This is a genomic window from Prolixibacteraceae bacterium (genome assembly GCA_019856515.1).
GTDB lineage: Bacteria > Bacteroidota > Bacteroidia > Bacteroidales > Prolixibacteraceae > Halosquirtibacter > Halosquirtibacter xylanolyticus.
Genome location: CP082230.1, coordinates 182,151 through 204,946 on the forward strand (window position 1 = coordinate 182,151; position 22,796 = coordinate 204,946).

At 35.2% G+C, this 22,796-nt stretch carries 12 protein-coding genes; 7 read left to right on the top strand and 5 right to left on the bottom strand.

Annotation, left to right across the window (positions count from 1 at the left end):
* Positions 1-2: 2 nt before the first annotated feature.
* On the bottom strand, positions 3-2,777 hold the full coding sequence (locus K5X82_00605) for a hypothetical protein (GenBank protein ID QZT37409.1): 2,775 nt from the start codon (positions 2,775-2,777) through the stop codon (positions 3-5).
* A 983-nt stretch (positions 2,778-3,760) separates the two neighbouring features.
* On the opposite strand from K5X82_00605, the gene K5X82_00610 reads away from it, so the two are divergent.
* From K5X82_00610 to K5X82_00625, 4 genes are all read left to right on the top strand, one after another.
* Positions 3,761-6,775 carry a SusC/RagA family TonB-linked outer membrane protein gene (locus K5X82_00610; protein ID QZT37410.1) on the top strand — a complete coding sequence of 1,005 codons (3,015 nt, stop codon included), beginning with the start codon at positions 3,761-3,763 and terminating at the stop codon, positions 6,773-6,775.
* Between the two features lie 22 nt (positions 6,776-6,797).
* Entirely contained in the window at positions 6,798-8,477 is a 1,680-nt protein-coding gene (locus K5X82_00615; GenBank protein QZT37411.1) for a RagB/SusD family nutrient uptake outer membrane protein, read from the top strand.
* 198 nt (positions 8,478-8,675) lie between these two features.
* On the top strand, positions 8,676-9,251 hold the full coding sequence (locus tag K5X82_00620) for a hypothetical protein (protein ID QZT37412.1): 576 nt from the start codon (positions 8,676-8,678) through the stop codon (positions 9,249-9,251).
* Between the two features lie 156 nt (positions 9,252-9,407).
* Complete coding sequence (locus tag K5X82_00625; GenBank protein QZT37413.1) at positions 9,408-10,976, top strand: helix-turn-helix domain-containing protein; 1,569 nt, start codon at positions 9,408-9,410, stop codon at positions 10,974-10,976.
* 224 nt (positions 10,977-11,200) lie between these two features.
* Here the strand turns inward: K5X82_00625 and K5X82_00630 are convergent, their stop codons facing one another.
* The 3 genes from K5X82_00630 to K5X82_00640 form a co-directional block, all read right to left on the bottom strand.
* A complete protein-coding gene (locus tag K5X82_00630) occupies positions 11,201-13,276 on the bottom strand; it encodes an alpha-galactosidase (protein QZT37414.1) in 2,076 nt (691 codons plus the stop codon).
* A gap of 512 nt (positions 13,277-13,788) precedes the next feature.
* Positions 13,789-15,222, bottom strand: coding sequence for a tetratricopeptide repeat protein (locus K5X82_00635; protein QZT37415.1), 1,434 nt, complete (start codon positions 15,220-15,222; stop codon positions 13,789-13,791).
* 203 nt (positions 15,223-15,425) lie between these two features.
* Positions 15,426-16,955 (bottom strand): DUF4301 family protein, encoded by a 1,530-nt coding sequence (locus K5X82_00640; protein ID QZT37416.1) that lies wholly within the window; start codon positions 16,953-16,955, stop codon positions 15,426-15,428.
* A gap of 160 nt (positions 16,956-17,115) precedes the next feature.
* On the opposite strand from K5X82_00640, the gene K5X82_00645 reads away from it, so the two are divergent.
* A complete protein-coding gene (locus K5X82_00645) occupies positions 17,116-18,060 on the top strand; it encodes a TIGR01212 family radical SAM protein (GenBank protein ID QZT37417.1) in 945 nt (314 codons plus the stop codon).
* A gap of 72 nt (positions 18,061-18,132) precedes the next feature.
* Here the strand turns inward: K5X82_00645 and K5X82_00650 are convergent, their stop codons facing one another.
* Positions 18,133-18,870, bottom strand: coding sequence for a hypothetical protein (locus tag K5X82_00650; protein QZT37418.1), 738 nt, complete (start codon positions 18,868-18,870; stop codon positions 18,133-18,135).
* A 247-nt stretch (positions 18,871-19,117) separates the two neighbouring features.
* Here K5X82_00650 and K5X82_00655 point away from each other — a divergent pair, with 247 nt between their 5' ends.
* Positions 19,118-20,470, top strand: a complete 1,353-nt coding sequence (locus K5X82_00655; protein QZT37419.1) for an MATE family efflux transporter — start codon at positions 19,118-19,120, stop codon at positions 20,468-20,470.
* A complete protein-coding gene (gshAB, locus tag K5X82_00660; GenBank protein QZT37420.1) occupies positions 20,442-22,718 on the top strand; it encodes a bifunctional glutamate--cysteine ligase GshA/glutathione synthetase GshB in 2,277 nt (758 codons plus the stop codon). Before K5X82_00655 ends, gshAB begins: the two co-directional genes overlap by 29 nt.
* The last annotated feature ends 78 nt before the right edge of the window (positions 22,719-22,796 follow it).

Here is a 22,796-nt window from a genome sequence, read left to right on the forward strand (position 1 = left end):
TTTTAGAACATATTTGTGAAAACGAGAATGTCATGAATTTGCTCTTCTGTGCTTTTCTTGATATATTCTTGATTCTGATATCTTTTTTTTAGGCTTTTGAGTAAGCTTGGATTGTACCCTTCAAAAATGTCAGGGTACATTTCGAGTAATTTGTCAAGAACAATTACATCTGTTAGCTGAGAGTATTGGGATCGTAAAATAGATTCGATAACTTTCGGTGAATACATTTTATGATCTTTAATCCTAGTTCTTAGTTCATCGATGTCATCCTTTAGACTATAAATATTCTGTTCATACTTCCGTCTCTCTCTGTCTCGAGTGACTTTATCTCGTCTATTTATTTCTTCAATTGTGTAATATTTTTGGTGTTCTGTTTCGACATTGTATACGTAAAGGTATTTTGTGATATTTGTAAACAATGAAATAAGGTTCTTGCTACTAAAACTATGAATAGAGTGTCGTCTAAGAATAGTATTGCTATTCATTGTATCTTCTATTTTCTGAAAAAAATCATGAATGAGCGGTAAAGTATTATTGTTTATCACCTCATCAATATCATTACTTGATGTAGGGTATGGGTTTTCGTATATTGTAGGAATTTCGCTGATCCCCATGAATAATTGGTCTATTACATCAAGACTCAATAACCATGGTTTCTTTTTGACTTCTTTTAGCGCGATGTATTCGTTGAAAACATTAAGATGAATTCCAATTCTTTCATTAATGAAATACGGATCACTATCAGATTTAATAACCCTTGCTGTGAGCTCTGTCGTAGAAGATGTTTTTCTGCGATCTAAGTAATTATGAATTACATATAGATTACTTCCTTCATCTTGTGCAACTACATAATTGTTTTGTTGAAATATGTTTAGTTCGTCTATGATTTCTTTATATCTCTCATGGTCTTTATATTTATCTACTGGTCTAAGTTTTAAGAATGTGTCGTCTAGATTAATTCGAATATTATAAGATGAATTTATTTGATGCCAAGTTTGTAATTCAACGGTTTTTTTGAAAAATGGTAAGATACTCTCTCCGCAAAGAACTTCAAAATCTAGTGTCTTATTATCGATAATTGCTTTTGAAAAGAGTTCAAGATAAATTACAACTCGTATTGTTTCTATTAATGTATAGTTGTTATCAATATCTGCTACATTCGATAATTTAGATAGAATATACCTTACATCTCTTAGAGATATATTGTGGGATAAATTATCTGAATTGTATATATCTCGAAGAAGTTGATCTGGAGTGTCGGCTGAATTGACTTTTGAGAATAGGCTCTCTACTTGTATGGGTTGATTTGTTCCAATACGTTTTCTAAACCTTTTATCAAGAAGTCTATAGATTCCATCGATCGTTATTTTATTTTGATATTGAGCATCTGCGGCAATAATAGATTCGACAAGTTCTTTTGAGTCTTTATCAAGGTTGTCATTAATTATTTGCTTGTATATATATTTCTTGAATTGTTTAAAGTTTTGTTTCTGTATCTCACTAATTGGTTGTTCTTTGCATTTTCCAAGTGTAGGAGAAAGTTTACCTAATTGGTAGACTAAAGTCCTAAATTTCCTTAATGTTTTGGGGATTAGGAAGTGTGTTCCAAGGTTGTTTGGGATAAAAAGTAATCCCGTTAATTCATAAAGAATATTGAGAGTAAATTCTTCAATATTCTCAATAGACCTGCCTTTATTTGTTTGAGGTTCTCGATGCCTCCATTGCTTTAATTGAAGTGTAGTGTCTTTTGCAAAATCATCTAGAAAACAGAGTTGTATTCTTCTTGAGTATGGAATAAGTTTTACCAAATAGTTTACGGCAAACTCCTTGGGATCCTCATAAAGACGGTCTGCCTTAATTAGAGTTTCAAATTTTTTGCGAACGGCTTGTTCTTTGACATTTGTTAGTTGATCCATATTAACCGCCATCAGAATTACTACTTGAGGAATCATCAGATATTTGCGTATCTGTTCGCCCATTTCTGTTGCGGCTTCCGTGTTAAGGTCAAAATCATCGATGGGGATTAATAACACCCCAGGTTTGTTGGTGTAATGGTCATGGTTATGGAATCGCAAGTACGTTTTAACTAGCTTCTTGAAATTGTCTCTAAGGTTGGAACCGCATGCCAAGCGACTTAAGGTTTCGAGTGCTTCGCCTTTGTAGCGATCCTCTTCTTTTTGGTGGATGGCTCCCAGATCTTTATAGACGGTAGAGAAGAGTTCGAGAAGTTGTCGTTTGCCTTCTTTCTCTTGATGTTCGTTGGGATGACTTCTTTGAATTTTTTGAATGGTCTTGGAGAACATTTTTGCTAAGACCAGCTCAAATAGGTTTTCGTTGTTTTCGAATGCCGAAGGGTCAATCACATCCGTGACATGGTATTCGTAGTGGTGTAAGTGTTTTGATGTGTTCTCTTTGTCATTATAGATGGGATGGTCTGTTCCCCAAAAAGTCTTTTCGCTCTCTTTGTTTGACTCGACAAGGAATTGGGCGTAGCTGATCATGGTGGAGGTTTTTCCAGTACCTCTCTCACCACAAAAAGCGATAATGTTATTAAAATCCTGTTCTTTGTACTTGTCTAAAGGGTTGAGGTGGTTACAACCTCTTTTTTTACAAGCATCTTCGACCAACCTGTCGCTTTGTTCTAAGATTTCGAGGGTGCATTTCCCAGCTTCTTGATACTGTTTGCGATAGATGGATGCTTCCATCGCATGTACATCTTCGATGATGGCATTGAATTGATCGTTCATATCAATGACCAATGTCTGTGTTTTTTTCATACGTTATCGTGTTGTTGTCCTTAATGCAGTTTGTACTACAAAGGAGCATGTGTAAAGAGGTTATCGTCGCTCTGAGTTGTTGCTTAGTTTCAGAGGTCCGCATAACAATAATGTAATGACTAGGGATATATAATGGGTTTTTATATTGGTTGATAAATGTATATAAAATATATTTATGTTATACTGTTTTGTTCTGATTTTTAGTTGAAGTTATCTCTTTGTTAATCATGATTGTATCGTTGTTATGAGGGTTAATTGAGTTTGATAATAGTTGTTTTTATTAATTATCATTAAGCTGTAGTAATTGGGTCCAAGAAGGAAGTTCATCATTTTATTGTGTGGAATAGGGATTGGTTATTTAAGATCTAACAACGTTGTTTTGTCTAAAGGTTTTTGCATTCTGATTACTTGAAATTGAATAGGGGGTAGATACAATGCACTTCATCTATTTGCTATGCTAATAAGGAGTCAGATGCAGTGTATTGTTCTAGTCGGTATCTGTTGTCTGTTTGTGAACATCTTTCATTCTGAGTGTAGTGGGATGATTACTTTCTCAATGAGCATTGAGATGTGATGAATTTCTTTGAAATTGTTTGTTTAAATTAACTTTTAGTTTGTGGTTGTTGTAAAACAGGAGGTTTGTTTAATGATCTATAAGATTATTTGTTAAATTTAGTTTATGCAAAGAGGTTCGTAATGGATCTAGACATTGTCCTGATGTTAAAGTGGATTGTAATGTTGGTTGGCTAATTTTTTTTGGTGCATTAAAACGATCATTGATCGTTTGTCGCATGGGGGGATCTTAATATGTTGGATTTCTTGTAACCAATATTGTATCTCATTTTTAATTGAAACAAACTATCTACTGGGGTTGGTCTATGTTTTTCTCTTCGTATTAACCATCGTTTTTGAAACTATCTTATCTCTATATGATTTATTAATGATATAGGGGTTAACTATCTATAATCAATAATATAACCTAGATGAAAATTAGAAGTATTTGTTTTTTCCTAATGTTGATAGGGGCATTGTATACCCCTATGCTTAATGGGCATGTTATGGCTTCTCCTAAGGAGATGGTGGCACAACATCAAAAAGTGGTAAAAGGTGTTGTAAAAGATCGAGATGGGCAGCTTGTGGTGGGTGCGAGTGTCTTCTTGAAAGGTAGTTCTGTAGGAACAGTAACTGATATTGATGGGAAGTATGTGCTTAAGCTACCATCAAAAGAGGGTATTTTGGTGGCTTCTTATATTGGTTATAAAAGCCAAGAGATGGATCTCAATGGGCAGACCGTTGTTGATTTTGTACTGATTCCAAGCACTGAGATGATTGATGAACTTGTGGTGGTGGGGTATTCGACGGTGTCAAAGGGTGAATTGACTGGTTCTGTTGCTTCTATTGATCAAGAGTCATTGGTAGATGTGACGTCTCCAAGGGTTGAATCAGCACTGCAAGGGAAGGCTTCTGGTGTTTTTGTATCTAATGCAGGTGGACAACCCGGAAGCCCTGCTAAAATTCGTATCCGAGGGAAAGGATCATTGAGTTCTAATGTCGATCCCCTGTGGGTTGTCGATGGTGTCGTAGGGGCAGATGGAAGTGTTCTGAGCCCAAATGAAATTGAGAGTGTATCAATACTCAAGGATGCTTCTGCGACTGCTTTATATGGATCAAGAGGAGCCAATGGTGTCATTGTGTTGACCACTAAGAAAGGTAAAGTTGGCGTTAACCAAATTCATGTAAATGGAACTTTCGGGGTGTCGAAACTAAATATGGGGAACTTTGAGCTGATGAATAGTCATGAATTATATGACTATCATAAACAGTGGAATACAAACCCTTGGTTTACTGAAGGCCTTAAAGAGCGTAATTATGATTGGTTTGACCAAGCAGTAGAAGTGGGAGAGGTTAGAAATATTAATGTTGCCTTTCAAGGAGCTGGTGAGAAATCAAGTACTTATGTTCTCGGGGATTATTATAGTGAAGATGGTGCGATTAAGGGCTATTCTTACACTAAGTATTCAGCAAGGTTGAACAACGAATATCAATTTAGTGATCGTTTTCGTTTAAAAACGAAAGTGTCTGCTTCGTACAAAGATGTGTCGGATCGTCAACATTCTCTTTACTCTATGTATCGATATTTACCATGGGACCAGCCTTATAATAGCAAAGGGGAGATGTTGAGAGGAGATGAGGGAACTACTGTTAACGATCATGGTGATTATTGGTTAGGTCGTGATCAAAGTAACTATCTGTATGATTTGCAATGGAACTATTTGAATGGTGTTACTTATAATGGTTCTTTGAATGTAGGTTTTGATTTTAGGATTGCGGAAGGGGTCACCTTTGAGTCGATAAATAGTGCCTCATATAATCATTATGTGTCGAAAACGTATACAGACCCTCGTTCGACATCAGGAAAAGCAGATAAAGGGGTTTTGAGTGATTACCACTATACGGATGTGCAGAAATTTACCAATCAATTGCTACGCTTTAGCCACTCTTTTGAGAATGTACATCACGTGAGAGCATTGTTTGCTTATGAGTATTCTGACTTTGAATATTCGACAACTAAGGCGAATGGTAAAGGTGTTCCTGTAGGTGCTGAGATACTCGATTTGGCTTCCAAGCCTCAAGAAGTAGAGGGACGGAAACAAGAAGATGCGATACAGTCCTATATCTTTAATCTGAACTATATGTATGATGTGAAATATATGTTACAGTTTTCGGCAAGAAGAGATGGTGCATCTAGATTTGGGAAAGAGAAGCAGTATGGAAACTTTGCAACGATAAGTGGGGCATGGTCGCTTCATGAAGAGGAATTTATGAAGTCCTTGTCATGGGTGGATTTCTTTAAATTAAGAGGGAGTTATGGATCGGTTGGTAATATGCCTACTTCCTATTATGGTTCATTGGGTTTATACTCTAATTCTTATAGCTATAATGGGGAGCCTGGTGCTTTCCCCTCACAATTGAAAAATGATGAGCTTACTTGGGAGAAATCGTATATGACAGATATTGCAATAGAGCTAAGTCTGTGGGATTGTCTTGACTTCTCGATGGATTTGTATAGTAAAAACACTTCGGGATTACTATATCGTGTCTCCATGCCTACAGTGTCTGGATATAGTAGCCAGTGGCAAAATATAGGTGAGATGAACAATAAAGGGGTTGAGCTAAATTTGGGACTGACACTGATCGATAGAAAAAGTATTACTTGGGACTTGTCGTTAAATGCAACAAAGAATGTCAATCGTATCAATGAACTGTATAAAGGAAAAGCGATGACTTCAGGTAACAAAAGATATACAGAAGGACATAACATGAATCAATGGTACCTGAAGGAGTGGGCTGGTGTCAACTCTAAAACAGGAGCACCCATGTGGTTTAAGGAGTTAGAAGATGGGACAAAGGAGATTACGGAGAATTATAGTAATGCTACAAGGCAACTTTTGGATGAGAGTTCTGATCCAGATTGGTTTGGTGGAATACAAACATCGTTTACTTTTCGTAATCTGACTTTGACTGCTGGGTTTAATTATTCGATTGGAAATTATATTTATCATCGTTCTAGAGAGACTTTTGATAGCGATGGTGGATATAGTACGTATAATCAGATGAAGTTGAAAGATGGTTGGTCTCGTTGGATGAAAGAGGGAGATATTGCAACGCATCCAAAAGGAGTTGAAGGAGGCAATAACCAGGCTTATAAACCATCTTCTCGTTATTTAGAGAAAGGCGATTATTTGCGTTTAAGAAACTTATCTCTTAGCTATCAATTGCCTGATAAGCTGTTGTCGAAAATTGGTGTGAATTCTTGTATTGTGTCTGTATCAGGTGATAATCTATTTACGTGGACCGAATTTTCTGGAATGGACCCTGAGGCTGCTATTGTCGGAAATACCGTTAAGGTAAGTGGTGATTACTTTTCAGAGGGAACTGCAGATTCACTTTACCCTCAGTCTCGTAAGTTTATCTTTGGTATCAACCTCTCTTTTTAATCGACTTTCAAATCAATGAATTATGAAAAAAACTAGATATATCCCTTTTATTTTAATGCTACTGTCGTATAGTTGCGATATTGAACGATTCCCATATGAAAGTATTAATGATGATAATGTTTTGGCTACTCCAGAAGGGGTGAAAAAAGCTACCGTGGGAAACTACTCATTTCTCAAGCAGGAGTATTTTATTAAACCCAATCATTATATCCCTGAATTTGGTAGCGATAATGTAGCTTTAAGTGGCTCGACGACAGATGGACTGTTTTATTTGTATAATTATCAGAGGAATATGAATAATGGTCATCTCTCTGGCTTGTGGGGTAATAGTTATAAAGTGATCGTTTCGTGTAATAAACTTATTGAGAGAATTAAAGAAGGAGAAGGATCAGAGATGGACCAACTGCTAGGAGAGAACTATTTTTTGAGAGGGTATCTATATTTTACTTTAGTAAATGCTTTTGGTCACCAATATACCTTAGATGAAGGTGCTGGACTTGGTGTCCCAATTAAGTTGAGTTCTGATGTGAATGATTACCCTCAAAGGAGTAGTGTAGCGGAGGTGTATAAGCAGATTATAGTTGACTTGGAGAAAGCAGAACAGTTGATGGAATCAAATAAGTCGTCATGTTATGCATCAAAAGAGGTAGCCCAAGCGTTGTTGTCGAGAGTTTATTTATATATGGGGGCTTATGATATGTGTCGTAAATATTGTGATTATGTAATGAAATCTCAGAGATATGAACTGCTGCAGGGGGAGAGTTATAGAAAGTATTCAACTTTTGTTCCAGAGGATAATAAGGAGACAATATTTGCTATTCGAACGATCACCGATGTGGAGTTGCCATCTAATAGTGCTTGGTATACGGTAGGTTCCATGTATGCTAGTATTGATGGTGCTGGTTGGGGCGAAATGTATGCTTCGTATAGTTATTTGGAACTATTGAGAGAGCATCCTGAAGATTATCGATGGAGTTTTATTGAAGCACAGTATACTAAAACAGATGAGATCAAAACGAATGCCATTCAGTGGGTTGAATCTTATTTTAGTGAGAAACAAGGTCATCAGAGTTATCGTTATCATCAAGCTTCTGTGGTTTCGGAAACAAACAGTCTATTTACTTATAAAGAGACAGGAGGAAAGACTGAAGAAGGCGAAATTGTTATAGACCATGGAGTCAAACACTATTATATCCTCTTTGGAGGAGAACGTATAGAAGTTTTGAAAACTTATATGATGAATGTAAGAAATGGGTATCCGAAATACTATGTTCTAAAATGTTCGAAGCAAGAGGGTAAGACACATAATTGGTCTCCTATTGTAATTCGTTTGGCTGAAATCTATCTGAATAGAGCAGAAGCTAGTGCTCAATTAGGTAAACTAAAAGAGGCCAATGATGATATTAATATAATAAGACGTAGAGCTAATATTTCATCATACCCTGATGTGCCTAAAGATATGGAGCAAGCACTTTATAGAGTGTATAAAGAGAGACGTCTTGAACTCGCTTATGAGGGACATCGTAAATATGATGTTTTTCGAACAAAACAAGTGCTGGATAGACGTTATCCTGGTACTCATACACTTGGAACGAAAGATGCGGTACGTCTTGAAGTGGCTTTTGATGCGAATGAAACGGTATGTTATATTCCTCAGAGAGAGATTGATGCTTATCCCGTTCCATTGATACAAAATAAATAGATGTTAACTATCAATAGATGGGTTCTCAATATGTAATTCTGAAATAAAATAAATTTTTCATGATAAGTGAGGTTTGATCGTAAGATGATTATTTGATACCTCCATTTAGTTAGGAAAGAGCCTTAAGAAAAGAGGTCTAACTTTTAATCATTTGCTTTTTTTTCTGTAATTTTAAGCAAACCTCAAACTTTACTTATTATGAAAAGATTACGTTTAGAACTTGATTTTATTGAAATTGAACGTCGAAGGAAGCGGTGGAATTTATATTTTCTGATTGCTACTGAGGATCCTCAAGATGCACGTCAGACCGTTATTACCATTGCTCCGTCTCATCCTATTCGTCTTCATCCACGAGATGAGAATAGAATTGATTTTGAACCGAAAGGGGATGCTGGTGATTTGAACGGTTTGTTTATCTTAGAGCGCGATATGCCACAGGATGCTAGTATAAAAGCACGACTATGGGTGGTTCAGTGTCGCGATAGAAATCGTAATCTGGGTGAAGTGTTACAACAAGTTAGTGGCGCAGATAAGTCTGATCAGGTTATTTCAAACTTATTAGGTGGAGCGATGCCTTGGTATACAGTAGGCAAGTCGATTATGGATGTTGCAGATATTGTAGGGTCATTCTTTGAAAAGTCAAAAGATGCTAAGAAAGGTTTTGTAAGTATGGACCAAAGCTTTATTGGTTTGGATATGGAAGATGGTGAGTTTGATAGAACAAATCGATTATCTGGTTTCGGTGACATAGGCTGGACTTGGATCGTTTCATAGTTGGATGTCTTATTAAAATATATTATTTGAAGCGTGTGGAGTGTAGATTTAAATAGGAGATTCCTTTTGTTCTTTTTCCTATTATTAGGACATTGTGGCTGTATTAATCATGTCTATGGTATTTCGAATAACCTAATATTCGATGAGCATGTTGAAATGCATAAAGTTGTAAAAGAAGATAGCAGAAATGGTTATACTACTTACTTCTTTAATGGGGAGAATTCCTATATGTCGTTGCCGTTATTACATAGTGACGACTTTACTTTTATTACATGGATACAGCCTTTTGATTTGGTGAATAAGAATATGTCGATTGCAGGTATCCCTTCTCGATTTTGGTTTAGAACGACTCCAATGAGAACGTTGCAACTAACACAACCAGGTTTAGTGGATAACAATACCGCTATTTGTGATATGGATTCATATGGTTGGAGTCAAGTTGCGATGGTTGTATCAAAGCACTCAACAAGAGTTTATTTTAATGGAGTTGTGGTGGATAGTTTCAAAGTGAAGTCTCCTAAAAATAAAATTATTGATTCCCATCGTTTTATTATTGGTAAGGACTCTTGGAAAGACCATTTTCATGGGAAAATGAGAGGAATAGAGTTATATGATAGGGCATTAAATGATGATGAGGTAAAACAACAGTATAGGCCAATGGTATCCTCATTTCCTTATGTTGATAATTTGGTTGCGGTATTTCCATATTTTCACTATCAAGGAGGATTCTATGATGGAAGAAAAATGGAGCAGTCTTCTTTACGAAAAGAAAAAGATTCGTTAAGGGGTGATTATATTCTGTTTGATAAGTCTTCAAGTTATGCTAAGATAGATCCTCTTAAGGTTGATCGTGAGATTACAGCTTCTATGTGGATCTCGCCGCAAAGGGATGAAAAGAAGTATGATGCGTTGGTTTCTGTGGGACATGCTTTTGCTTTTCGTGTGAACCCGAGAGGTGCTTTATTATTTACTATTCCCCAAATTCGTGATTTTGCCTCGAAGAGAAATTTGATTAAAAACAATGAATGGCAACATGTGGCTTTTTCTTTTAAAGAGGGAGTTGGTGGAAAGATATATTATAATGGCATTGTTGTGAAAACATTTGAATGGGAGGCCTATAAGGATGTTCCCAAGTATCTTGAAATTGGTAGTTCTGCTTGGAATGATTCTTATATCGGAGCTATTGATGATCTTCTGATATGGAATAGATTATTGACCTCAAATGAGATTAAGAAGGTGTATAGGCAATCTGCTTCGACGTTGGAAAGTACTTTTTATGTTGGATCAACTAGGCCTCGTTATATATTTGCTCTAATTGTATTGTTGATGTTTTTGGGGATAATAAAAGTTCGAAAAGTACAAAAAGATTCCATTGCAACTTTGGATAATGAGCAGTGTGAGAGATATAATGAGCAATTGCTGATGGTGGTGAGAGAGAATCTTAAGAATACTTCTTTTACGGTGAATGATTTTGCTAGAGATGTTGGAGTGAGCCGTACTCGTTTATATCAAATGACACATGATTGCTTCCAGGTATCCCCCAAAGTATTTATTCGTAATTTACGTTTAGATAGGGCTGCCTTGCTTTTAGAAACAACAGATGAGCCCATCTATAATATACTTTTTGATGTAGGTTTTGAGAGTCGAGCTTCCTTTAATAAATCATTTAAAGGGCGATTTCTTGCAACACCTTCCGAGTATAGAATGCAGAAAAGGTCTTGTTAAGAAGACCTTTTCATTAAGTTGCGATATCTATATTGCATTGCTCTGTAGATATGTTAACCAGAGGTGTGTTTTATCAATTAAATCATGCAATGAGCTACATCTTTGTGTTTTTCGACTTCGTTAAAAGATAACATCGTTGGGTGAGCTATACATCTATTTTGGTGTCTTGTCTAAACAAAATATGTTGGCAAGCTTTTATATTTCATTCCATAATTCAATTGGTATTACCTTTTTTGTAATTCTATAATCACAACTTCTTGAGGAGATATATTGATTTCTATGGTCTCTCCATATTTGTAATTCGTTTTAAGTGTTTTATCATCAGTATTCAACACAGAGATCGTTTTTAAATTCTTTAATGACTTGTCAGTGCCTATCTCTTTATTCAGAGCTATTCGATATGTTTGTGTTTTGGTGGTGTCTGGATTGTGTATTGAAATGTAACCACCTTTAGATGACCATCCTGTATAACCATACACTTCGTTTTTTCGAGGATCACCTCCATGCATCTGAACGTATTCGAAATATGGGAATACATTTTCTACCCATTTAAGACCTTCAGCAAGGATATCCCAATCTGAAGAGGATAGTTTGGTTGTTTTCAGGTATAGTTCAACAAATCCAGTTCCTCTTGAAAGGTTCATCCACAAATAGTCCTTAAAGGTTTTAGATGATTCTCCCGTTTTAACCTTTTTAGGCTCATGGTTGAAAATGGCATTGATTGGATATTGTGTTTTCTCTTCTACCCAAGTTTGATAGTAAACGCCATCTCTGTAGACTAGCTCTTGAGTTCTGCCAGCACCCTTAGCAGCATCTCCTGCATTAATCATCCATACGGCATCTACACTCATTAGCCACCATGGACTTAGGTAGGCAGCATTTGAAATGACAATATATACATCTGGATTCACTTTCCCCATTTTATTGAAAATCTCAATTAATCGCTCAGTACTTTGAACTAAATAGTAACTTTTTAGCTCATCATATTTGACAGCATTAAGACGTTTATCCGCAGGAGATAGACCATCTGTTTTTAGATATGGTAATTCAGGTAATCCATATGACTTGCCATGAAGGTCAAATTCTCGTCTGTTTAGATGCCCCCAAAGACCATCTAGTTTGAAATAAGAAATACCATCGGATGCGAGGTTAACCATTCGATCTTCTAGAAGCCCCATATATTTAGGACCAGCAAGCGACATGTATTTGTCGAGAGCCTCAAGTCCACTCTTTCTCATTTGTGGAACAGCTCTTTGTGATCCAAAGTTACATCCAGGGCTCATCCATAGGCCTAGTTTACTTCCTTTGTTGATAATATTAGTTTGTGTTGTATGGAAATCATTGTCGAATCTGTTTGTGTTAACAGCCCACATCTCTTTTGACCAATCTTTTTTTGTGTCTTCCCATCCATCATCAATTACATATGCTTTTAAAGGGGTAACCCCTCTCTCTTCTACTAATTCTTGATGTACTTTGTTTGCACTTTTAATAAATTTATCACGAGTTACACCTTGATAGAAGTCGAACCAACTGTTGTACTGTGTTTGGAGTCTAAGAGGCCTGATACGAATCTTATCTATGTATGAGAAGAAAGTTTTTTGAATTGTTCTATTCTTTGATCCTGCGCCAATTACCGCTTTATATGTCGTATAACTTTGACCTTTTGATAGTTTCTTCCCTTGAAGATAGCCACAATAAGCTGTTTGGCTTTTTACAAAATTATATGATCCAGGAAATTCTACGCCGAAGAATAGGTTTGTTCTTTTTGAATAGAGTGGTTGCCCTAGTCCTGGCCTCCATTTAGCTGGACCTTGAGCAGTTAGTTGCTTCTCTTTATATGGCTGATAGATATCATTATTTTTTAATATATCTACATCCACTCTTTCAATAGTAATCTCTTTTTGGGAAGTGATTACAAGATATTTGTGAAAGAAATTATTGCTATCATTAATTAAATAATGTAATTGGATAGATAATTTCTGTGTCTTGTTCTTTAAGAAAAAGATTAGGTGTCTTTTATCTGTGTTATCTACTTTGTAACAAGAGAAGTCTTTGTTGTTGAGGTATATATCTCCAGTGTGACTGTCTACGTCGTTAGACAACCTCAATTGAAAGTCAATAGGATTATCAATAACTAGTTTTTTGTGGGTTAGTTTATTTTGAACTGCAACAGTTGAAACAATACCATCGTCTACTTGGATTGTTCTTTTTATAAAATGATTCTCTATACTGTATTTCTTTGCATATGTAGTTAATGTACAACATAAAAGAAGAATAATGATAATGTGTTTTGTTTTCATTTATAAAGATTTGATTATTTACTTAGTTAATACAAACTTTTAAATTTTATGGTTATAATAGATTATCAAGACGTGTTTTTAATGTGTTTGTTTGTCCAAGTATTTGATAGCTAGGTCTTATATTAGGTGTTGTTTGTTTGTGTCGTGTTCGTATGGTCATAGTGTTGTCATATGAAGTTAGATTGATTTGATTCTCGTTTGGTGTGTCGAGATTGTTGGTTTGAGAGTTAATTTGGAATTTATTTCATATAAAAATATGGAGATAGATAAAACTGAGCTCTGTTGTGATGCATATTTTGACTGTTATATTCTACTAGGTAGCTCTAGTAGGTGAGTTAAGATTAATTCAATGCGTGTAGGATGTTGGGGGTGTCGAGTTCGGTAATTTTTTAGGACGGTATAAGATTAACTTAGCAATACTCCCTTGTATAACCTCCTAATTGACACAAAAAAAGGATATTCAATCAATGTTGAATATCCTACTTTAATAGATGTTACGTTAATTGAGAATACTATGGAACTTTAACCGTAGTTTTTTGTTTGTGATTATGTAGTAATTCTTTTATTTCTGTAATCTTTTCAAGTTCTGGGAATACTTCAAATAATAATGATTCTGCGGAATCAGAATCAATAGAAAGAGCCTTTTTAAGATTCTGATGCCCCGTACTTAATTGATGATCAATATATGCGTATGCAGATAGTGCATATAGTATTTCTACATCATTGGGAATAAATGTTTTTGATCTATTAAGGGTATCAACAGCCATTGCTGTCTGATCGTAATGATGGTAGAAGGAAGCCATCTCAGTCCATACTTCCGTTTCATGTGGTGAAAGTGAAATGGCTTTTTCAAAAGCATATTCCGCTTCTTCGTAGTGATTTAATACTAACGATACTTTTCCAATTGATATCCAATAGTCAGAAATATCAGGGTTAATGTTTACCGTTTGTTTTAAGAACGTCATGCATTGATCGTAATCCTCCGTTAGGAGTAGTATTAATGCGCCACCATACCATGCACAGTCATTGGTAGCATTGATCTTTATTGCCTGCTTATATGAATTTAAAGCCTCACGATACTCTCTTTTATTAAAATAACAATCTGCAATATAACAATAAGCTTCATCTGATTCTGAATCAAGCTCTATATAGTCTTTATATGCTTGTATCGCTTCATCATACAGGTACTGATTCGCAAGGATGTTGGCTTTGTTGAATAGTGCTGCAGTATGTTTGTCATTGATAGCAAGAGCATATTCATATGCTTCAAGTGCTTCATCTTGTTTCTGTTCGTGGTTTAATGCAATTCCTAAATTGAACCATACAGATGTATTATAAGGGTCGAGTTCTAGGTAGTGTTTATATGCCCATATTGCTTTTTTATAATTCTCTATTTTATCATAACAGTAAGCGAGATCATAAATTGCATTGGTGTTTTTGGGATTGTTCTTTACTGCTCCTCGAAAGAATAATATGGCATTATGATAGTCAAGTACTTGCTCATAAGCATATCCAATATTAAAAAGCACCTCATCTAGATGTTCACTTTCGCAATGGAAGGTATGTTCAAAATATTTTTTTGCTCTGTCTCCATCATTCTTGTTTAAGTATCCTGTTCCAACTAAATAGTATAATTCTGCATTAGATGGTTCAAACTTCATACAGTGTTTGGCAAGAGAGATTGCTTCATCTATTTGACCTAGATTAAATATAATTTGAGACTTTTTTATCCATAGAGGAATGGCTCCATCATGTTGTCTATTTGCATATTCAACAACTCTTAAAGAGTTTGATAGTTGATTCTTCTGGATAAAGTAGTCAATGAAGTTTTCATATTGATCTACATCATAATAGATTGCATCACCTTGATTAAGACGACGAATGAGTTCATGTGCTTCTTTTGCACACGACCCTGATCGTTGGTTGTTGTTGGTTTCTTGTTCCATGCTTAATCATTTTGAACATACTACACCATAGAAATTCCCTCTATATCATTTGACTCCAGTTTATAGTCAAGGTTGGTGTTGATGACTATTATTGAAATGATATAGAAGGATCCTCTATATATAGTTAAATGTTAAAAAAATCCCTTATTTTGCTATCAAATATAACGAGAACGATTTGTTTTCCAACAAAAAAATGAAAAAAACTACAATTGGTGCTCTTTTCTAAGTAAATCGTTGACTTCTTTGACGGGAGAGAAGGTTGATAATGGAACTTCAACGAAAATGGTACTCCAATTTGCCATTGCACCATTCCATAAACCAGGCAATTCTAATGCTTTTAGTTGACGACCATTCTTTGATTTATGTGATATAAAACCAGTTTCAGGATCAATGAAGTTTTTTAGATTAAAGTTATTGCCATGATAGTCTCGAGTGTAGCATACTAAATCAACAGGATTGAAATGAGTCGCTCCATTTATAAGGGTTTGTTGTTGATAATCATTATGATCCATCTGACTACTCTCTACGATTTGTAAAGAAAAAATATTATGATTGTTTTTTGCCCAAAATGGTCCTCCACCTGGCTCTCCTTCATTTTTAACCATACCACATACTCTAATAGGTCGGTTTAGAATAGTGTAAATAAGATCTTTTTTCTTATTGAATTCTAATTGAGGATAATCTTCTGGTAAAATGACACATAATTTATTTAATACATAGTTTTCTAAAATAGAAATATTATTAGTGCTTATTTTGTTATCATCAAATTTCCTTAGCCAACTAAAAATTGTATCTCTCTCTTTTAAGAGTACTCCAGCTAATAATTTTTTATAGGTCGTGGTATCTTCTGAACGATCTTCTACTGTTACATTATCAATGTTCTTTATGAAAATCATCTCTGCATCGAGATCATCTAAATTCTCGATTAAAGCACCATGTCCGCCTGGTCTGAATAGATGAGTTCCATCATCATTGATAAATGGGGTGTTGTCGGGATTAACGGCTATGGTGTCAGTCGATTTTTTTTGAGTTGAGAAAGTGATGTCATACTTAACGTCATATTTCTTTTCAAAAACAGGAACAGTGCTTTGTGTGAGTTCTTTAAATATTGATTGATGTTCAGGGCTAACAGTGAAGTGGATTGCACAGTGTCTGTTTTTGTCCATTCCATAATGAGCTGCTTCAAAAAGATGCTCTTCAAGAGGAGTGCGAACTTCATCTTCATATAGATGAAATTTTAGAACCCCTTTAGGGAGGTTGCCATAGTTCAGTCCTTTTGAAGTTAAAAGAGAATCTATAATTTCTAAAGCGAGAGTGTCACTTAGGTTATCGATGTCAATATTAGCTGCTGCTGGATGTATATCACATAGTTCTTTAAAGAAGGCAAACTTTGTTAAGTTTGAAAAAAAAGCAGATGTTTTTGAATCGTTTAGATCGAGACTCTTTCCTGTTTCAAGTTGTTCTTTTAATTCAAAAAGATGTTTGAACATCCTTGTCGCTGCTCCTGAAGCAGGAACAAATTTCTCAACTTTAAGTCCACGCCCTATTTCATTTTGGTAATACAAAATGTTATTCTTTACTTCTGTGTTATCATACTTGCGGATTCCATCTCCAATAGTTGCACTTTTTTTAAGTACAATACTAGGAAAACCATCAATAAATTGTTGTAATTGATGTTGAATCTGCTTTTCTGAGACGAGAGAATTTTGATCGGTAAGTTTATTTGTCATCATTGGAAAATAGAGTTTATTTTGATTTCAAGTTAAGCAAAATGTTGAATAAAGTCAAAAAATTACCAACCAGTATGGGACTTTTGACATCTTTTTGTAAAATCTTTTATACGTAATATGGTTTTGTATCTTTGTGCCAAAATATTAATGGAAAGAAAGATAGATGAGTAACACATATAATTGGGGACACCCAAAAAGATATAATGATTTTTCCACCCATTTTAAACGTATGTTTGAAAGAAGGGTTCAAAAGGTATCTATAGATGCAGGATTTACATGTCCAAATAGGGATGGGACAAAAGCAAGAGGAGGATGTACATATTGTAATAATGATACTTTTACTCCTTCATATACAAACCTAAAAGTTCCGATTACGACACAAATAGATCAAGGAGTTGAGTTTTTTAAAAAGAAGTATAATGCAATCTCTTTTTTAGCATATTTTCAAGCTTTTTCAAATACCTATGCGCCATTTGATGTACTTAAGCGTTTCTATGAAGAGGCTTTATCTCATCCAGATGTGATTGGTTTAGTGATTGCAACACGTCCAGATTGTTTATCTGCTGAGATACTTGATTATTTAGCTGAGCTGTCAAAGAAATGTTATATAATGGTTGAGTTGGGTGTTGAATCGACCAACAATAGTACATTAGAATTTATCAATCGTGGACATACACATGAAGAGACGCTCGAAGCAATCCAAGCGCTTCATGAAAGAGGAATTCATAACTGTATTCATACTATATTAGGTCTTCCTGGTGAGGATAAAGAGATGCTATTAGAACAAGCACGTGTGATTTCTGAGCTACCTATAGAGAATTTAAAATTACACCAACTTCAGATCCATAAAGGAACTAAGATGTTTCGCCAATATAGAGAAAACCCAGAGTTGTTCTCTTTATATAGTGCCGAAGAGTATATGGATCTAGTAATTGCTTATTTGGAAATATTGAACCCCAATATCATTGTTGAGCGTTTTATTAGTACGGCTCCTCCAGAGCTATTAGTGGCACCTAAATGGGGATTAAAGAATTTTGAATTTGTTGCTAAATTAGAGAAGAAATTAGAAGCAAATGATACCTATCAAGGTCGATTGTATACAAAATAATAGATCTCCCTCAATCACATTTCGTGATTGGGGGGATGAAATAACTGACAATTATTAGAAGTATATACTCTTTTATGCAAGAATACACCTGCCCCTAAAACATATTTTACCATCGTTAGGATGAACCGTCTCTACGTTTATAGAAGAAGTCTCATCTGTTACAGTTTGGGTTGCTTTTACATCTAAGATTTCGCCCCAACTTGCTTCTTTTATATATTCAATTGTTATGGATTTGATCTGGTTATTTTTAAGTGTCTCCTGAGGTATACATTGTAGTAGCCAATCAAAATAACGAGTGTTATTGGCATGTTGGTGCATATCAATATCACTATAACCAATTCTAATATGCCCTTTGACTTGATCGTCTTCTACTTTAATCTTATTTTCAAAATATAGCTCTGTCCCTTCGTTTTGAAAAGGAAGTAAATCCGTTTTTATTGTTGATGGACGTACAGGTCTTCTTTTTTGTTCATTCACAATTAACCATCCTGAACTGCCTTTGCAGATTACGCGATCTTCCTTTTTAAACTGGAAATCTCTACGAAAAAGCAGTCCTTCGGATTCAACAGTCCATGTTTCGATAACAAACTCATCTTCCCAATATAAAGGTTCGATTATATTCATCTCAATCTTCGAGAGTACCCAAAAAAGTCCTTTCTCTATAAGCGCGTCATAACCTATTCCTAATTGTTCTGCATGAACTGTTGCTGCTTCTTGAAAGATTCTCACCATTGAGGATGGGCGCATTTGTTTACGAAAATCTACTTGGAAAGAGTGTACCTGATGTTGGCTTTGATATATTACATTCATTGTGAAATTATTTAAGTCCAGTATTTCTTTGTCTTAAAGACGCAAATGTAACTTTTTTATATTATTTCACACTCTTTCTATCTGTTGTCAAACCCATTTGGGGACTTAAGTTGTTTATTAGTAAAAAGGTTGGTTCATGTTACTGTGATATAGAATTCTTAATTTTCTATAAGAATAACACTCTTTAATAAGCTAAAGGATCTATGTTCGTATATTTGCGAAACATGTTGAAATTTTCAAGACGTAGATGATTCTAAAACAACAAAAATATTCACAAGGTCTTCGTTCACTTATGACGTTGGCAATACCAATGGTTGGGTCTCAATTGCTACAACTTACCTATAATTTTATCGATATGATTTGGGTCGGTAAGTTGGGAGGAGATGCTGTCGCAGCTGTTGGGACTGCTGGATTCTTTCTGAACCTTGGATGGGCATTAGCCTCTATTATTACTGTAGGGGTAAATGTGAAGTTATCCCAATCCATAGGAGCAAAGAAAGAGTTGGAATCTAAGGTCATTGCTAAAAGTGGCCTACTTGGAATGGTGTTCTTAGCTTTATTGTTTTCCGTATTAATGGGAAGCAATACAGACTATTGGATATCTCTTTTTCAGATGGATAATCAATGGGTAAATGAAGCTTCAAGTAACTATCTTTTCTTAGGTTCTTGGGGGGCAATAATCACTTTCTTAAACCTGTTATTTATCAGCATACTTAACAGTTATAAGCAGACTAAAAGAGCATTTAAGATAAATTCGATAGGTTTTATACTTAATATCGTATTAGATCCAATATTGATTTTTCTATTGGATTTAGGAGTACAAGGGGCAATCATCGCGACACTAATATCTAAAGCGGTCACCTTATACTTTCTGGCTATAGAAGTCTATCGTAAATCTTATATTCGAGTGTCTATTAATAATGATGGAATCAGATGTCTTCGTGAGATTGTTCGCTTAGGTTTTCCTACATCTGTACAGAGAATCATTTTTGGTTTGATATATATCGTGATGGGGAAGTTTATCGCTACATTTGGAACAGATGCAATTGCGATACAAAAAATAGGAATTCAGATAGAATCGATCACATTTACATTAGTCGCAGGGATCTCACAAGCATCAACAATTATTGTTGGACAACTGTATGGTGCTGGAAAGTATAATGAAATTAAACAAACTTATCGGCAGGCATTATTGTTATCGGGAAGTGCAGGAGTTATATTAACTCTAACTTTTTTGTTAATCCCTGAATATCTTATTCGACTTTTTGTTGATAGTCCTGAAATCATAAAAGGAGGGGCATGGTATCTCAGAATAATAGGAGTTTCACAGGTATTTATGACCTCTGAGATGATCGGAATGGGAACATTAAATGGTTTAGGAATGACGGTCCTTCCTCCAATTAATAGTATCTTGTTAACTTCTATTCGTATTCCTATCGCTTATTTTTTAGCGTTCTCGACTTCGCTTGGATTAACGGGGATATGGTGGAGTATTTCTGCAACAAGTATCCTAAAAGGAATTGTTCTAACAGTTATGGTATTGATAGTGTTTCATAAAAGAAAAGGTTATAATGGAACAGTGGTTAAAGAATATAAATAAACAAGCTCCTGGCTTGTTGTTAGATGGGTTGTTTGGGCTTGAAAAAGAGGCTCTGAGAGTGGATGAAAAAGGATTATTATCTTTATTTCCCCACCCCAAATCTTTAGGTGATAAGTCAACTCACGCTTTTATTACAACGGATTTTTCAGAAAGTCAGATTGAGCTGATTTCACCTCCAATGTCTACAATAAAAGAAGCATTAGGATTTATTGAAACAGCACAAGATATTGTCTTTGATAATATTGATGATGAATATTTATGGCCTCAGAGTCTACCATGTTTGCTTCCAGACTCTCATATGATTCCAATCGCTAAGTTTACGGGAGATCATTCAGGTAAGCAAGATTATAGAGAATATCTTCTAGATACCTACGGTCCAGAAGTGCAAACCTTCTCTGGAATACATTTTAATGTGTCTTTGTCTGATGAAATTTGGACTCTTGATCAGAGTCAGGAGCGGAGTGACTTGAAGCCTATTGTTTATATGAAGATGATGCGTAATTTTATTCGTTATCGTTGGATTTTAATATGGTTATTTGGTGCAAGTCCTATTGCAGATGGTTCCTTAAAGGTTAAAAAGATTGATGGTTTTGATGAAAAGAAAATCCATCCGGTCTGTTTAGAAGGGGTTAGTATTCGATCAGGACGTTTAGGTTATCGAAATCATGAGTTGATAGAACTAGATTATTCAACATGGGATAGATTTAAAAAGTCTATTGATAAACATGTTAAGGCAGGTCGACTTATTGGCCCTCAGGAGCTTTATCTTCCAATAAGAATAAAGACAATAAATGATGATATCAGCCATGTTGAAGTTCGGTTATTAGACATTGACCCATTTGAGCAGACTGGAATTAATATTGATACCTTACGTTTTGTTCATCTTTTTCTATTACATATGCTTCTTATTGAAGAGAGAGATGTACTTGATGTGGATAAGCAAAAACAGATACAAGATTTTCAAGATTGGATTTGTTGCAATGGTCTACAATCTGATGGAGTACTTCCAAATGATTCAGAAGTAAAGATCAAAGATGTCGTCAGGTCATTTATCAGACAGATGGTTGATGATTTTGAGAAGATTGGATTGAAACTTCCCGACTGTTATGTCGATTCATTAGCAAAGGTTGAGTCTTTATCTATTGTGCCCGATAATAGAGTTGCAGTTCGTTTGGTAGAAAATATTCAGAGAGAAGGGTTTGTCGCATTTCATATGAAACAAGCCAAGAAGTTCAAACTTCAAGCACAGATGCAAGGATATCAATTTCATGGTTTGGAAGATATGGAGCTATCTACCCAACTTCTTCTTCGAGCAGCTTTACATCGAGGTGTTCATTATGAGATAATGGATCGCCAAGAAAATTTTATTCGACTTTTTAATGCGACAAAAGAAGAGTATGTTGTTCAAGCGACTAAAACCTCTTTAGATCCATATAGCGTCGTGTTGATGATGGAGAATAAAACAGTAACGAAGAAGGTTCTGAATCGTGCTGGTATTCATGTGCCATCTGGAAATACATATGATAGTTTGGCTAAAGCTAAAAGTCAATATGTTGTATACAGGTCTCATAAATTGGTTGTAAAACCTCAGTCAACAAACTTCGGATTAGGGATCACGATATTGCATCCGTCATTTTCAGAAAGTGATTATGCTGAAGCACTAGATTTGGCTTTTAGATATGATAAAAGTGTTTTAGTTGAACATTTTATTGAAGGGGAAGAGTATCGTATATTCTTAATAGATAAGAAAGTTGTTGCTGTATTAAAGAGGGTTCCAGCTAATGTGTTAGGAGATGGTTCTCATACAATAAAACAACTTGTTGAACTAAAAAACCTCGATCCATTAAGAGGTAAAGGTTATCGTACTCCTTTAGAAAAATTACATTTAGGAGCAGAAGAAATTTTCTTTTTAAAACAGACTGGACATACACCTCTCGATATTCCGAAGGATGGTGAAGTTGTATACCTTAGAGAGAATTCGAATATAAGTACTGGTGGCGATAGTATTGATTACACTGATGATATTCATCCTTCTTATTATGCAATTGCTGAAGATGCGGCGCAAGTTATCTGTGTTGAAATCACGGGGTTGGATATGATGATACAAGATATAAAGGATGTTGCTTCAGATAACAATTACGGTATCATTGAAATGAATTTTAATCCTGCCATTCATATTCATTGTTTTCCATATAAAGGGAAAAACCGTAAATTAAACGAAAAGATATTGACGAGTCTTGGCTTTTGATGGTAGGAGTTATGAACTTTTTCTTTTTGTGTTGAGATATTGACTCAGTATTCTATTTGATGCGGTATTTATTACATT

Coding starts and splice junctions, on each gene's coding strand:
- K5X82_00645 (QZT37417.1), top strand. CDS start 17,116: ATGAGTAACACATATAATTGGGGACACCCAAAAAGATATAATGATTTT.
- K5X82_00610 (QZT37410.1), top strand. CDS start 3,761: ATGAAAATTAGAAGTATTTGTTTTTTCCTAATGTTGATAGGGGCATTG.
- K5X82_00625 (QZT37413.1), top strand. CDS start 9,408: ATGCATAAAGTTGTAAAAGAAGATAGCAGAAATGGTTATACTACTTAC.
- K5X82_00655 (QZT37419.1), top strand. CDS start 19,118: ATGATTCTAAAACAACAAAAATATTCACAAGGTCTTCGTTCACTTATG.
- K5X82_00615 (QZT37411.1), top strand. CDS start 6,798: ATGAAAAAAACTAGATATATCCCTTTTATTTTAATGCTACTGTCGTAT.
- K5X82_00635 (QZT37415.1), bottom strand. CDS start 15,222: ATGGAACAAGAAACCAACAACAACCAACGATCAGGGTCGTGTGCAAAA.
- gshAB (QZT37420.1), top strand. CDS start 20,442: ATGGAACAGTGGTTAAAGAATATAAATAAACAAGCTCCTGGCTTGTTG.
- K5X82_00640 (QZT37416.1), bottom strand. CDS start 16,955: ATGATGACAAATAAACTTACCGATCAAAATTCTCTCGTCTCAGAAAAG.
- K5X82_00620 (QZT37412.1), top strand. CDS start 8,676: ATGAAAAGATTACGTTTAGAACTTGATTTTATTGAAATTGAACGTCGA.
- K5X82_00605 (QZT37409.1), bottom strand. CDS start 2,777: ATGAAAAAAACACAGACATTGGTCATTGATATGAACGATCAATTCAAT.
- K5X82_00630 (QZT37414.1), bottom strand. CDS start 13,276: ATGAAAACAAAACACATTATCATTATTCTTCTTTTATGTTGTACATTA.
- K5X82_00650 (QZT37418.1), bottom strand. CDS start 18,870: ATGAATGTAATATATCAAAGCCAACATCAGGTACACTCTTTCCAAGTA.